Below are 14,757 nucleotides of genomic sequence, written 5' to 3' on the forward strand. Positions count from 1 at the left end.
GGCATCCCCACATGGATCCCCCCAGGCTGGATCGACCCGACCCGCACCCCCCGACGCAACCCCTACCGCCGCACGATCCACGACACCTGGACCGGCCACGAAAAGCAGAGCACTCATGAAAAACCGAGCACCCATGAAAACCCGGGCACCTCAGGCGGAGATCTTTTCGGCGGTGTCCCGTGATGCACGCCGATCACGATTGTCTCCGTCGGCGCGTTCCGGCCGTCCTGCATGACCTGCTCATTCAGGGTGAGCGTGAGCCGCAGGCCCAAAGCTCCGTTTCGGTCATGGTCGGACCACGCTGTTGGCTGTCCATTTTGCATGTAGCAATGCCGCGCCTGTCCGTAGCATTGTGGTTACGGCGGCATCACAATGGCATGGCCGCCTCGGACGTAGGAGTCACGGCATGGCCTGGGGTAGCAAGAGCAAGGACAAGGGCAGGCGCCAGCAGCAGGACTGCAGCGGAACCGATCGGGGACCGCAGACCTGTCCGGACTGTCGCGGCAACGGCCGGATCTACAAGCACAACCTGGAACAGGACGAGGAGGGCTGCTACGACGGCATGGCGGACTGGCCATGTGCGCGTTGTAACGAAACGGGGAGAATATGATCGAGCCGATACCGCAGATGGTCTTGGGGATCAGCATCCGCTGCCGGGCTTGCCGGCGGGGCTGGCGGCCTCGGGTGACCGGCCCGAAGGGCTTGGCGGTGGGCCGACGGCCGTGTCCGGACTGCATACTGGTGGGCCGCCGGGCACCGGACCCCGACCCACCCCCCGACTCGGGCCTACCCGGCCCAGGCCCCATCGGGCCGATCTTCGGGCCCGTATGACGACCCGCGATGAGGGGATCATCTGCAGGCCGGTCGCTGTGTCACACTCATGATCTGTGGCCCTGCCCGCCCCGTTGGCCCGCGGTCGAGCGGTCATCATGGTCGCGGCCGATCGGCATCGGGGGAACAAGATTGTCGCTGAGTCGTCGGGTACTACTGGCGGCTGCGGTGGCCGGTCCGCTTCTTGTCGGCTGCGCCGCGTCGCAAGACGGATCGACCGCCGCGCCGGAGCCCGTCTCCACCCGACCATGGCGGGGGCATCGTGTGCCGTCGTCGCCCGGGTCGCCCGGGTCGCCCGGGTCGCCCGAGCCGGTGGGTGCTGCCTCCTCGACCCGTCCGGAGCCGGCCCACCCGACACCGGTGACCGCTGGGATGACCCGCGATGAGGTGGTCGCCCGCTACGGTTCCATCCGGCCTGTCGCCTGGGGCCTCGACGTTCCCGGCGTGACCACGATGTTGCCGCCCACCACGGGCAGGACGATCGCGTTGACGTTCGATGCGTGTGGCGGGCCGCTCGGCAGCGGCTACGATCAGGCGCTGATTGATTTTCTTCGTCGGCAGCGGGTGCCGGCCACTCTTTTCCTCAACTCCCGCTGGATTGACGCCAACCGTCCGGTGTTCGGCGAGCTCGCAGCCGATCCGCTGTTCGAGATCGCCAACCACGGCACACAACACCGCCCGCTGTCGGTGTCCGGCCAGTCCGCCTACGGGATCATGGGCACACATGATGCCGGCGAGGTGTTCGACGAAATTACCGGAAACCGGGACAAACTGAGCGCACTCCTCGGACGTCCGCCGCGGTTCTTCCGGGCGGGCACCGCACACTGCGACGACGTCGCCACGCGTATCGTCGCAGACCTCGATGAACACATCGTCAACTTCGACGTCAACGGCGATGCCGGGGCGACCTACCCGCCCGACCAGGTTGAGAGGGCCGTTCTCACGGCACGACCAGGATCCATCATCATCGGCCATATGAACCATCCGTCGGGTGGTACCGCCAAGGGGATGGCCGCTGCGCTGCCCCGACTGATCGGAGCCGGCTTCCGCTTCGTCCGACTCTCTGACTTTCTGACTCTCTGATCTTGAAGAGTCTGGCATCAGTGGGTCGCAGCACGGCTGATCGAACCGAAGCCCGCCGTTACCGTCTGTTCTGACCTACCGCGGCCAAGTCGCGTCGCTGTGATGGCAGACTACGGGTCATTGACGACAGGAGGATCCCGATGATGGGGCGGCGCGGGCCGGCTGCCTGCTGCTTATCCTGCACGGTGGCAGGGCCGGTGGTCCTGTTTCCTGCCGCCCGATCCGCCGGACGATCGTGACCACTCCCGCCGGGCGTGCCCCCGGAGATCCGGAGCAGATCGGCCCGTACGTCCTTCTTGGTCGGCTCGGTGCCGGGGGCATGGGCATCGTCTACCGGGCTGAGGATCCCCACGGTCGGGTGGTCGCCCTCAAAGCCATCCGGTCCGAGATCGCCGGCGACCCCACGTTCCGTGCGTTGTTCCGGCGGGAGGCGAGGAACGCTCGGCGGGTCATGCCGTTCTGTACCGCTCCGGTGCTGGACGTCGATGCAGACGCCGAGCAGCCGTATATCGTCACCGAATTCGTGGACGGTCCGACGCTGAGCACGGCAGTCGAAGGCTGTGGTCCGCTCCCAGGTGCTGAGCTTTATCAACTCGCGGTCGCGGTCGCGGTCGCGATTCTCGCTATTCAGGACGCCGGGATCGTCCACTGCGATCTCAAGCCGTCGAACGTGCTGCTGTCCCCGTCCGGCCCGAGGATCATCGATTTCGGGATCTCCCGTGCTGTGGACGCCACGACCGCGGCCACCCAGCAGACAGGCCTAATCGGCACGCCGGCGTTCATGGCGCCAGAGCAGATCAAGAATTATAACAGCGTCACTCCGGCGGCGGACGTCTTCGCCTGGGGCGGTCTGATTACCTACGCGGGCACCGGCCGGCGACCGCACGGGGACGGGCCGCGGGAGGTGATGCTCTACCGCGCTGTGCATGAGGAGCCGGACCTGACCGATCTGGATAACCGGCTACGCCCGCTGGTCGCGGCAGCCCTGAATAAGGAGCCCCAGCGGCGGCCTTCCGCCGGAGAGCTGTTACGCCGGCTTTTGCAGGATCATGCGCTGGAGCAGGATCCGGAGAATCTGCTGTCCGAGCTCCTTCGCGACCAGGTCGTCGGGCCGGAACGGGACAAGGCGGTCAAGCGGTTGCTGCATCTTTCCGTGTCCGCCGCCGACACGGCCGTCCTGGTTCCGGCTCGTCAGACCGTGACGATCCCGGACCCACAGATTCCCACTGGGGAGACGCCCGACACAACTGGCCCGAATCAGATCACGACAGTGCTGCCGGCCCCACCCGGCACCGACTCTCGCCGGCGACGATCCCGTGTGTTCGCGGCGGCCGGCGTGGGCGCACTGGCGGTGATCGGAATCCTGACCGCCGCCATCCCACCCATTGTGACTGATTCCCATCCGGTCGCGAAACCGACCTATGTGATTGGTTTCCAGGGGGCGTTGAGCGGTGCGAACGCCGAGCTCGGTCGCAGTTCCCTGCTGGGCGCTCGGGTCGCTGTCAATGTTGCGAACGACGATCCGGATCTTCCCTTCAGGTTGAAGTTGGTCCAGTCGGACGACAAGGGCATAGCGGACGAGGGCGCTCCCGCCGCCCAACGACTCGTCGCCGATCAGGATGTGGTGGCAGTCATCGGCCCCACCTTCTCCGGGCCGGCGGCGGAGAGCATATTGCCGTACTCCGATGCCGATCTGGTGGCCGTGAGTCCGTCGGCGACCGCGGCTGGACTGACAAACGTGGGTAAGGCTACCTTCTTTCGGACTGTTCCGGCGGACACGGTGCAGGGGCCGCAGACCGCGGAGTACATGACTTTGACACTCAAGGCCCGGCACGTCCTGCTCGTTTATGATGACAGCAATCCGTACGGCCGGGGTCTCGCCGAGGAGCTGAGAAAACAGCTCGAAAGAATCCAGCAGCAGAAAAGTCTGCCGATCGCCGTGAGCTCCCTGGGAACCGCCCAGGGTGCGGACTACGCGAAGATTCTTCCGGATCTCAGTTTGTACGATATGGTCTATTATGCCGGTTATGCATCGGATTTCGCTGAACTGATCAAGATTCTCCGCAGCCGAAACTTCAAGGGCCGGATAATGAGCGGCGACGGCAGTAATCAGGACCTGCTGATCGGGAAGGCGGGTAAGGAGAACGTCGAAGGCGTCTATCTCACCTGTCCGTGTCGCGACGTAGCCGATATTCTTCCACGCAGTGCGCAGGTGCAGCGGTTCATCGAGGCATACCACAAGCTTACTTCCCCCGGTGCTGAGCCGGATTTCTACGCCGCCGACGCCTACGATGCCGTCGGGGTCATCATACAGGTCCTGAAGGGCCTCGGCGGACATGTCACCCGCCAGTCGGTCGCCGATACTTTTCGTAATGCTGATTTCAACCAGAAGCAATTCGTCGGAATAACGAAAATCATACAGTTCGAAAGGACCGGTGATGTGCGAGGTGGTGATATTTATCTGTACCAGGTCACGGACGGGCGGCGGAAGTATCTCGGTAACATTGCGGACCTGGTCCGCGGGAATGGCTGACCAACATCGGTGACTGCCCCGCTGGGGCGGTCACCGTCACGGACCAGTGGATGCTGTTGCGTAGTCATTCCTGTACGGATGGTATTGGCGGGAGGCGTTGAGTCTCGTTGCCACGCCCGTCGGAAAAGGTTGCGCGACGGTTGTCACGTTCTGAGACAGGATGACCGGGTGCCGATCCGACGCCAAACCCCGTCAACCCGCGCGCCGCGGCGTGCTCAGCCGATGCTGCCATTGCCGATCCGCAATGCCGGCCAGCCGGCCCGAGGCCGTGACCTACCGGTGACTGCATCATGTGGTGGCTGCAGCGCCCGATGGACCGACCCGGACGCCACGCACTGCCGGGTCTGCCATGTCACCTGGCAGGACCTCAACGGCTTTGACACGCATCTGGCGGAATGCCAGCCAGGGCTCGCCGCCCGGTCCGCCCGGTCTGGCCGGGCGCCGCGACGCTGACCGTCCGATCAGCGTCTGCGCGGCAGCTCCGAGGGGCATTCCGTTGCCGTGCCCGGCTGCTTGGCAGGGGTGCGGACGGCCCGACCGTGCCCAGAAGCGATCTCATCGACGTGGATTCCAGCTGGTTTGTCCATGAAGAACCGCTGTTGGGTTGAACCCCGGCCGGCGGGATCACTGTGGGCACGGGGGAGCCGCTGCCCGCCTTTCGGCCCGGTCCGCCGAATGACGAGCTCCGGTTCGCCGACTCCGCCGAGCGCCGCGAAAATGATGAACAACAGGATGATCGATGATCCGAAGGTCGTCAGGATCGCGAGCGAGTACGGATCGAATCCCAGCGGGGGCCGCAGGCTGGGCTCGGGCGTGACCTGGGTGGCCGCCAGCGCGGTGTAGTGCATGGTGCATACGGCCAGGGCCATTACTCCGGACGCTGTGACGACATGCTGGGCACCGCCCAGAGAGCCGAGGAAGGTGTGATCCTCCGACGACGTCTGGGGGCCGATCCGAAAGGTTCGATGCAGTCCGAGCGGACCGGGTCTGCGACCCACACCACGCAGAGCGATCCAGAAGCCCGTTGTGGTCGCGAACACCGTGATGAGGACGGACAGGACGACGACCGGGAAGCGGTAGCTCACGGTTCCCGATGTACGCATGGCTGCCATACCGGTGTAATGCATCGCCGAGATCGCGAAGCCGGTGCACACCCCGCCGGTAAGCACCCGGGTCGTGTGGAACGGGTTGGTCCCGGCGACGCAGAGACCGAGGGCGGCACCAGTGATGGATATACTCAGGGACAGGAGTGTCTCAGGTAGATTGAAAACGATATCTGGTTCGATATGGTAAGCGAGCATTCCGACGAAATGCATGGACCAGGCCGTTCCGCCGCCGAGTGCCACCGCGGTGACTGTGGTCCACTGCAGTCGCCTGCCGCCGCGGGTCGCGCGGATGCGGGCCGCGCTCGCCAATGCCGCGAACGAGCCTACGGCGGCCAGCAGATAGGACAGACCGACAAATCCAAGGTCATACGTTGCCGTGAAATGAGCGTGGGCCGCCGTGAGGTTTTCCACTGCGCTGCCGCCGAGAGGGCGAACCGTGGTCATCATCGGACCCCTTGTGTGTGACGTCATTGTCACTGTCCGTCCTACCACTATCGGTAGCGTCCGATAAGCACTCGGTAGCCATATCTGTGGCAATGCGCTCACTACCAGTGAACTGAAGGGTTCGCTAGCATCGCCCCCGGTCAGTCACAACTGGCGTGCCCACCCGCAGCGGGATGCGACATAGGCCCACCTGGAGCTGGTCAGTGCCACGACTGTCCAGCGATTCGACGTAACGGCCCGGCGCTGCCCGTCGAGGCAGGTGTAGCGCCCGCCGATCACCTCGTCCACGGTTCCACGGGCACAGTCAGGCTCTTGGTACCAGCACCACGGTCCGCTCGCGCAACCGTTGAGGTGGGCCAGAAGGCGGTAGCCGGCTGCCGGACCGGACCGCAGGTTGAGTTGGCAGCCGTTGGCGACGGTGGGGACCATGTACCAGTGCGTCGCTGACCGTGCAGTCCCGGCCCGCGTCTCGGCGATCGCTGGCGAGCCCCAGCAAACGGCTGCGAATGTGACCAGCAGGCCCACTACCAGGGCGAAGCCCCGGACGAGGCGCCGTCCGCCGGCCCTTCTTCGACAACCGGCGAATCTGTTCGGCTCGGGGTGGAACAGGGCAATCGGGAACATGACGCCTCCAGGACCATGGATCACTCACATCCGAATGGAGGACGTTCTACCGTGGATGTCGCCCGGTGTAGTTGTACGGCACGCCGTGTGCCCGAAATCAGCGCGCCCCGCTACAGAGGCGTGGATCTCAGCGCGAGGGGTCGGGTAGGGGGCCCACCCGCTGATCTGCGATGGCAAAGGCGGCGAAATCGATGGTGGTATCTGTCTTGGGAGCAAATGAGCGGTCCCCACCGCCGTACACGGCCGAGAACATGATGCCACCGATACGAACCTTGTCGGAAATACGTGGATTATAGCCGTGTTCTTTGAAAGTGTCCTTGTTGTCGATCCAGATGGCCAGGAGCCCTTGAGAGACGGTTTCGAAGTTCATCCGGACGCCCTGTTCGACACAGATCCACTTGCCGGTCTCCCACGTCCACGTCTTCTTGCCGGAGATTTTGAGCGGCGTGTCCGGGCGGGCGGTATTCGAGTAGACGATGCCTTCAGCGTCCTTTCGCCAGGCGAACCGGCTGGCGAAACCATTTCGGTCGGTATCGGTGCGCTTGTCCTCGCCCTTGTTGTAGATGACCCCGTAGAAGCCGGGGAGTTTTCCCCCCTTGTTGAACTCGAAATCATGTGGGAAGCGTACGTAGTAGCGCAGGTACATCTCGTAGGTCGGCCGGCCTTCCATGGCGACGAACAGCTGGGAGCCGCCATAGGTGTTACCGTCGTTGTAAACCTCGGCATCGGGATTGTTGAACGTGTCGCCCGCCGGCAGCGAGACCCGGACGATCTTCTGGAAGCGAGGGTCGTCGGAGGGCAGTATCTGCGCCCGGTCCAGACCGAAGGTCGCGCGTTGCTGCGGAATGAGACCCTTGCCGAAGAAATCTGCGGCACCGGCGTCCAGAAACTGCGGTGCCCCGTTCTCGGCGGGGGCGGATGTTACCGCGGGGTCCGGTGGAAGAGTCTCGCTGGCCGGGTCGAAGGGAGGCTTGGGTTTCGAACAACCCGCCGCGGCCACGCCCAGTAGACCGAGTGCCGAACCCAGCACGGCCCGTCGGGTTCGGGCCGGGGATGATGGAAGAATGATCCCGCTGCCAGCTGACCGGGTGGTTGACGGGCCAGGTACGTCAGTCGGGTACGATCCGTTCCCGTCGTTCATCTGTCGACCCCCGGCGGTCCGCCATTTCACTCACGATCACTGTATTTGCAATTTCTGTGTCTACGATCACAATATTCATGATCACAATATTCGTGATCATGAATGATCACAGTAATTCTAGAATTCTTCCACCTACGGTACCAGTATGGCGGACTCGCGGAATATCGGGCTGTCGCGGCGTCCGCTCGGGCGTGATCTTTCCCGGCCGGTCGCTCTTATAGCGATAGATGATTCTCACGGTGGTTGTACGGATGCTGTCGACGAAAATCGTCGATCACCGGCCCGGCAATTGTCCGCATCGTTTCGCCTGCCGATCCGCCGGCCGAGCCGGAGCGTCAAACCGATCACGGTATGACGCTCCGGCCGATGCCGGTGCGGGACAGCAGGCGGGGGCGCGTGGTTGGCGCGGGTCGCCGACGGGCCTACGGCCGGCCGAGCGCGTGGTACTCCCAGCCGGCGGCGCGCCACTGGGCGGGGTCGAGGGTGTTGCGACCGTCGATGATCGTGCGGGTCGAGACGACCGCGGTCAGGGCGGCCGGGTCGAGCTCGCGGAACTCCATCCATTCGGTCAGGTGCAGGACGATGTCCGCATCGGTCGCGGCGTCGACGGCGTTGTCGGCGTAGGTGAGGTCCGGGTACGCCCGCCGGGCGTTTTCGATCGCGGCCGGGTCATAGACGGCGACGTTTGCACCGGCCTGGTGCAGGGCGCTCGCCACGGCCAGTGCAGGGGAGTCACGGATGTCGTCGGAGTTGGGCTTGAAGGCCGCACCGAGGACCGCGACTTTCTTGCCGGTAGCGCTGCCGCCCAGGAGCCTGGTGGCGAGCGCGACGGTGTGACTGCGCCGGCGGAGGTTGATGGCGTCCACTTCGGCGAGGAACTTCACGGCCTCACCCGCGCCGAGTTCGGTTGCGCGTGCCTGGAAGGCACGGATGTCCTTGGGTAGGCAGCCACCTCCGAAACCGAGGCCGGCGTGCAGGAAGCGGCCGCCGATCCGGGTGTCGTACGAGATGGCCTTGGCCAGATGGGTGACGTCGGCTCCGGTGACCTCGCAGACTTCCGCCATGGCATTGATGAAAGAGATCTTGGTGGCGAGGAAGGCGTTGGCCGCGACCTTGACAAGCTCGGCGGTCGGGTAGTCGACGACGACGACGGGAGTTCCGGCGTCGATCACCGATCCGTAGACCCGGCGCAGCGTCTCCTCGGCGCTGCCCTCGGCTGTCACACCGAAGACGAGCCGGTCCGGGCGCAGCGTGTCGTCGACGGCGAAACCCTCCCGCAGGAACTCGGGGTTCCAGGCGAGCTCCACCCCGGGTGCCTGGGCGGCCAGCCAGTCGGCGAGCCGGGCGGCGGTACCGGCCGGAACTGTGGATTTGCCAACAACCAGCGAGCCGGGACGCAGCCCACCCGCGATCAGTCCACTGACCGCGGAGTCGACGTAACGCATGTCCGCCGAGTTCGAGCCGGGGTGCTGCGGAGTGCCGACGCAGATGAAGTGGACGTCAGCCCCGGTCGCGGCCTCCGCGAGGGAGGTCGTGAAGGACAGACGGCCGGACTCCAGGTTCTTGCGGAGCAGCTCCTCCAGCCCCGGCTCGAAGAAGGGCACCTCGCCGGCGGCAAGACGGGCGATCTTGTTCGGGTCCACATCGACACCGATGACCTCGAACCCGAGCTCGGCCATGCAGACGGCGTGGGTCGCGCCCAGATAGCCGGTTCCGATCACCGAAATTCTCAACGGACCGACAACTGTTGTTGCTTCCATGATATGTTGCAAACCCCCAGTTGACAGGAATGTTACCTTGGGTGTCGCGGGATTGACATGATCCGTTAACGTGCGTCAAGTTCGGGTCATGTGCCGCGGAGAAGAAAGATTATGCTTGCACTTGGTGAACCTAAAGTAAAATTACTCAACGTAATCGGCGTTTCTTGTAACGGTGCAAGCGCGTTCGGTAGCAACGAGACCCCCGGTGTCTGTGCGATTTGCGTCACACTGCTAACGTGCCCCCCGCACTGCTATCGGGAGTGGGGGTTGTTCGGCCCTCACGTCAGACGACCATTCTTTGGCCGACATGAAGAGGGTAGGCCGACGGACATCTACAGTTTCTCGGGTAGGTCTTTCGGCAAGCCTCCGGAGGGAAACCGCTAGGCAATGGACGTGCTCAGTTCCGTGGTCGACCGCATCGGATCATACTGGGGGCTCGTTCCCCTGGGGATCGCGGGAGTGATCTCGTGGTCCGTGTGGTTGTTCCGACGGCTATTGTCCTCTCGCTACAAGCCGATCGAGAATGACTTCCGTGCTTCGACGTCCGTCGTCGTTCCCTCCTTCCGGGAAGACCCCGACGTCATCGAACGGTGTCTCAAGACCTGGCTCGACCAGAGACCCGATGAGCTCATCATCGTCCCCGATGTCGAGGACATCGAACTCATCAAGCGGCTGACCAGGCACGCTCGGCAGAACCCGGTCATGCGGGTGATCCCGTTCGTGCACGAGGGCAAGCGATCGGCACTGGGTGTCGGCATCTCCGCGGCCACCAAGGAGATCGTGGTGCTCTGCGACTCCGACACCGCCTGGGAGCCGGGGCTGCTCGCCGCGGTCCAGATGCCCTTCGTCGATCCCAAGGTCGGCGGGGTCGGTACCCGTCAGAGCGTCTACAACGCGCGCACCAGCGTCTGGCGACGAGTGGCGAACTGGCTGGTCGACATCCGCTACCTCGACTACGTGCCGGCGCAGGGCCGGGCCGGCGCGGTCGCCTGCTTGTCCGGCCGGACGGCAGCCTATCGCAGGGCGGCCATCCTTCCGGTGCTGCACAACCTGGAGAACGAGTTCTTCCTGGGTCGGCGCTGCATCGCCGGCGACGACGGCCGCCTGACCTGGCTGACCCTGGCGTCCGGTTACAAGACCATGCACCAGGACACGGCACGCGCGATCTCGATGTTTCCGGACAAGTTGAAACCGTTCATCAAGCAGCGGGTGCGGTGGAGCCGCAACTCCTACCGTTGTTACCTCACGGCGATCTACAAGGGCTGGCTGTTCCGCCAGCCCTTGATCTGCCAGATCAGCGTTCTCCAGATCCTGCTGACCCCGGTCACCATGGGGGTGGCCATGACCTACCTCGGGTTCTGGATCGCACGGCCCCAGGCGAACGCTCCTCTGATCGCGATCGCGTGGCTCCTGGGCGGACGGGCCGTCCGTGGGTTCTCCCACCTGCGGGAGCAGCCGCGGGACATCTTCATCCTCCCGGTGGTCGTTCTGATGATCGTGATTGTCGCGCTACCGATCAAGACATGGGCATTCATCTCCATGAACAAACAGGGCTGGCTGACCCGCCGCGCCGACCTGATCGGCGGCGAGGGGCAGTCGGACGCGTCCGTTCGGATGAGTCAAAAATGATCGGAGTTTCATGATCACCCCGATGTCTGGACTCTCCGGTGCCCAGCGTCCGACGCCCGCAGCCCCCAGCCGGCCACGGCGCAGGGCCCGCGTGCGAGCGTTTGGTGCGCTCGTCGGAGTACTCCTGGCCATCGTGCCGGGCCTCATGGTCATTCCGGGCATCGTGGGCACCGCGACGGCGGCGGCACTGCCGCCGCTGCCGCCGGTCACCTCCGCGGACGCCAAGAAACAGGCCAACCTGGTCGACGCCGAAGACATCCGCCTGCGGGCGACGTTCGCGAAGTTCGGCGTGCTCAAGGCGCCGGCCATCGTGCAGAATCAGGGCACCCTCTCCACGCTGCTACTGCCGGGACGCCCGGCTCCTTACACGGTCGACGAGGTTGTCGCGGCCGGCGGTATGCGCAAGGACGTCGACGGTGCCCTCCTGGTACTGATCAACATCGTGGTCGGGCCGAACGCGCGCCTCATCATCGACTCGAAGTACGGGACGCTGCGTCTGGCCAGCAGCGCCGCGGGCTTCGCCGCGTTGACGAGCTGGCGTGGTGCCATCGAGATCAACGGCGGTAGCGCCCAGCAACAGATGAATGTCACATCCTGGGATGTCAAGGAACTCAAGCCCGACCTCAATGCGGTTGACGGGCGTGCCTACATCCGCACGATGGGTGGCGAGCTGGTCGTGCGCAACGCGCGCGTGTCCAACCTCGGCTTCTGGAACGGCCGTTCCGGTGGGCTCGCCTGGACGGGTAGCAAGGGACAGCCCAGTACCGGTGGCGCGGCCAACTCCACGTTCATCAACAACGTGTGGGGTGCCTACATCTCCGGTAGCGAGGGTGTTCAGATGATCAATGTCCGGTTGGAGGGTAACGACCGTGCCGGTCTTGCCGTCCACCGGGACGCGGTCAGCACTCTTATCTCCGGTAGCACCGCCACCGCCAACCACGGCGACGGCATCACCATCGACCGCGCGTCGGGCTCACGGGTGATGCGCAGCACGATCTCCGGTAACAGCGGTGACGGCATCACCCTGGACGGCCGTGGCATCGGCATCGTCGCCACGGCGACCGGTGTGCAGGTCAACCAGATCAAGGGCACGGTCATCGAGGGGAACACGCTGACCGACAACGGTCGGTACGGTATTCGGGTCCTCGGCGGTGAGGACGCGGCGGTCCGTAACAACACGGTCTCGGGCAGCACAGTGGGTATCGTCGTCAAAAGTGGTGCGAACGGCACCCAGATCGTCGACAACACCGTCAGCGGCGTGACCGACGCCGCGGTACAGGTTGGGCCGGACGCCAAGCGGACGGCGATCACCACCAACAAGCTGTCCGACGGGCGTATGGGGATCATCACCCAGGACGCCCCGACGAACGTCATCAGTCGGAACACGATATCGGGGTCGACAGAGTTCGCGATCACGATTCGGGGTCAGGCTGACGGGACCACGATAGGTAACAACACCCTGTCCGGTCGTGGTTGGCGCGCCGTGGACATCAACAAAGCCACCGGAATCACCGCCGCGGCGCTGACCGGCAACGATGTGTCCAAGTGGATTCCGCGGGTCGAGCGGCCCTGGTATTCGATCTTCGAGCGACACCCCGCGCTGTTCGTCTGGACATTCATGGCCTTGCTGCCGATCCTGGGTTGGCGGACCGGCCGGCGCTGGCGCAAGCGGGCGGCGGAGCATCCCTATCCCGAGTCGGACCTGTTGGTGCAGCGGATGACCACGGGCACCGGCCCGAAAGCCGTTGTCGCGAAAGCAGCCGCCGCGAAGCCTGGCGCCGCGAAGGGCGCGCCGGAACCGGTCAAGGCGGCCGTCCGGTCCCAGGCTTCGGCGGATTCCGAACGGATGCCGGTGGTTCCGGGGCAGGCCGGGCCTCGCACGACGACCTACCGCACCGCGGCGTCGGCGGACATCGCGGCTGCGGAGCACCGGCCGGGCAGCAAGCCCCGGCCCGCCGACGAGCCCTGGTTCGCCCCCGGTACCGGTCCCGCGGGTCCCGGCGCTCCGCTGGTGCCGGCGGCGCGGCAGACGCCGCTGGACCCCCCGACCGAGACGTTCAACAGCCGGGTAGTCGACCGGGCTCGTCCTCATTTCAGCCAGGACGACAACCCGACCATGGACGTGAGGTTTCAGCGCGACCGGCTTCGAGAGCCCAAGGACGATCCGTTGACCGGCCATGAGAATGGCTACGGGAACGGCCATGGGAACGGGAACGGGAACGGCCATGGGAACGGGAACGGCTACGGGAACGGCTACGGCGACGACCTCCAACCGGCGATCCGGCCGGATGCCTCCCCGTCAGGTGACCGGTTCCCGCAGTGGAACGGTTACTCACCTGACTCTCAGGTGTTCCCGAACGGTCTCGATGAAGACACCACGACCATCGTCAGCGACGAGGGCGTGTCGGTGATCAAGCTTGATGCGGTCGGGCCGGCACGGGCGACGATGTCCTACAGCAATGGCCGAGGCCGCGACCGCAATGGGCGCAGGGACCCTCAGTGACGGCTGGCGCCATGCGTCAGGGGCGGTCCCTGCTGCTCGTGACGGCCACCGCGGCCGTCGCCATCGCAGCGGTGACCGCCTCCTGTCATGGTGATGATGCCAAGCCGATCGACTCGAAGGCGCCGACGGCGCCGACGGCGCTGGCAGACGGGCTCGCAGCTACTGGTCAGACGCAGCAGGTGACATGCCCACAGGGCGCTGTGACTGTTCATGACGGCGCCGACCTCACGAGCGCGCTGGCGTCGGCGAGCCCGGGTTCTGTCATTCGGATGGCCGACGGGACGTATGCCGGCGGATTCGTCATCACGAAGGCGGGCACCGAAGCCCAGCCGATCTGGCTGTGCGGATCGGGTAACGCGGTGCTGGATGGCGGGAATGATACCGATTACATCCTGCACCTCGACCATGCGGCTTTCATCCGGCTGGTCGGTTTCAGCGTCCGCAACGGCAAGAAAGGCGTGATGGCGGATGCCACCCAGCACAGCGTCATTGCGGGGTTGCGCGTCAGCGCTATCGGGGATGAGGCCATCCACCTGCGTGACTCCAGTTCGGACAACCTGGTGATCGGAAACACCGTCCGTGACACTGGACGCCGGTCGGAGAAGTTCGGCGAGGGCATCTACGTCGGCAGCGCCGACAGTAACTGGTGCAAGATTTCGCATTGTGGTCCGGACACCAGCGATCGCAACTTCATCATCGGCAACGACATCGCCGGGACGACCGCCGAGAATATCGACATCAAAGAGGGCACCACCGGGGGTGTCATCTCGGGAAACATGTTGTCCAGCGACGGGATGACCGATGGCGGAGGCGACTCCTGGATTGACCTCAAGGGCAACGGGTGGATCGTCGAGAAGAACACCGGTAAGCCTGGCGGGGCCATCAAGGACGGTATCCAGGAGCATGTGGTGAAAGAGGGCTGGGGGCGTCGCAATATCATCCGGAAAAACATGCTCGTGGTGAACGCCGCGGGCTTCGGGATATACATCCACGAGAAGGACATCGGGAACGTGGTCGGCTGCGACAATCAGGTCGTGGGCGCGGCTGCGGGTCTTTCCAACGTCGCTTGTTCCTGAGCGCGTCCGGCGTCATCGGTTGCCCAC

At 64.9% G+C, this 14,757-nt stretch carries 10 protein-coding genes and 1 pseudogene; 7 read left to right on the forward strand and 4 right to left on the reverse strand.

Going from position 1 to position 14,757, the window contains the following annotated elements:
* The 4 genes and pseudogenes from U9978_RS22840 to U9978_RS22855 form a co-directional block, all read left to right on the forward strand.
* Positions 1 to 183, forward strand: a pseudogene (locus tag U9978_RS22840) (hypothetical protein); the annotation flags it as partial.
* A gap of 223 nt (positions 184 to 406) precedes the next feature.
* Positions 407 to 610, forward strand: a complete 204-nt coding sequence (locus tag U9978_RS22845; RefSeq protein WP_322763203.1) for a hypothetical protein — start codon at positions 407 to 409, stop codon at positions 608 to 610.
* Positions 611 to 1,203: 593 nt separating this feature from the next.
* Positions 1,204 to 1,914 (forward strand): polysaccharide deacetylase family protein, encoded by a 711-nt coding sequence (locus U9978_RS22850; protein WP_322763204.1) that lies wholly within the window; start codon positions 1,204 to 1,206, stop codon positions 1,912 to 1,914.
* A gap of 235 nt (positions 1,915 to 2,149) precedes the next feature.
* Entirely contained in the window at positions 2,150 to 4,447 is a 2,298-nt protein-coding gene (locus tag U9978_RS22855) for a bifunctional serine/threonine-protein kinase/ABC transporter substrate-binding protein (RefSeq protein ID WP_322763205.1), read from the forward strand.
* A gap of 461 nt (positions 4,448 to 4,908) precedes the next feature.
* Here the strand turns inward: U9978_RS22855 and U9978_RS22860 are convergent, their stop codons facing one another.
* The 4 genes from U9978_RS22860 to U9978_RS22875 all read right to left on the reverse strand — a co-directional run bounded on the left by U9978_RS22860 (position 4,909) and on the right by U9978_RS22875 (position 9,522).
* A complete protein-coding gene (locus U9978_RS22860; protein WP_322763206.1) occupies positions 4,909 to 5,997 on the reverse strand; it encodes an MHYT domain-containing protein in 1,089 nt (362 codons plus the stop codon).
* Positions 5,998 to 6,141: 144 nt separating this feature from the next.
* A complete protein-coding gene (locus U9978_RS22865; RefSeq protein ID WP_322763207.1) occupies positions 6,142 to 6,621 on the reverse strand; it encodes a hypothetical protein in 480 nt (159 codons plus the stop codon).
* A 127-nt stretch (positions 6,622 to 6,748) separates the two neighbouring features.
* Positions 6,749 to 7,621, reverse strand: a complete 873-nt coding sequence (locus tag U9978_RS22870) for a polysaccharide lyase (RefSeq protein WP_322763208.1) — start codon at positions 7,619 to 7,621, stop codon at positions 6,749 to 6,751.
* Positions 7,622 to 8,184: 563 nt separating this feature from the next.
* The gene (locus U9978_RS22875; RefSeq protein ID WP_322763209.1) at positions 8,185 to 9,522 is read right to left on the reverse strand and encodes a UDP-glucose/GDP-mannose dehydrogenase family protein; all 1,338 of its coding nucleotides are present in this window, start codon (positions 9,520 to 9,522) and stop codon (positions 8,185 to 8,187) included.
* A gap of 387 nt (positions 9,523 to 9,909) precedes the next feature.
* On the opposite strand from U9978_RS22875, the gene U9978_RS22880 reads away from it, so the two are divergent.
* The 3 genes from U9978_RS22880 to U9978_RS22890 all read left to right on the forward strand — a co-directional run bounded on the left by U9978_RS22880 (position 9,910) and on the right by U9978_RS22890 (position 14,730).
* The gene (locus U9978_RS22880; protein ID WP_322763210.1) at positions 9,910 to 11,151 is read left to right on the forward strand and encodes a glycosyltransferase family 2 protein; all 1,242 of its coding nucleotides are present in this window, start codon (positions 9,910 to 9,912) and stop codon (positions 11,149 to 11,151) included.
* Between the two features lie 91 nt (positions 11,152 to 11,242).
* Positions 11,243 to 13,654 carry a right-handed parallel beta-helix repeat-containing protein gene (locus U9978_RS22885; protein WP_322763211.1) on the forward strand — a complete coding sequence of 804 codons (2,412 nt, stop codon included), beginning with the start codon at positions 11,243 to 11,245 and terminating at the stop codon, positions 13,652 to 13,654.
* Positions 13,651 to 14,730 (forward strand): hypothetical protein, encoded by a 1,080-nt coding sequence (locus U9978_RS22890; protein ID WP_322763212.1) that lies wholly within the window; start codon positions 13,651 to 13,653, stop codon positions 14,728 to 14,730. The genes U9978_RS22885 and U9978_RS22890 overlap by 4 nt, the downstream gene beginning before the upstream one ends.
* Positions 14,731 to 14,757 lie beyond the last annotated feature (27 nt).

This window comes from Protofrankia sp. Cr2, from assembly GCF_963555885.1.
In the GTDB taxonomy this organism is placed as follows: Bacteria; Actinomycetota; Actinomycetes; order Frankiales; family Frankiaceae; genus Protofrankia.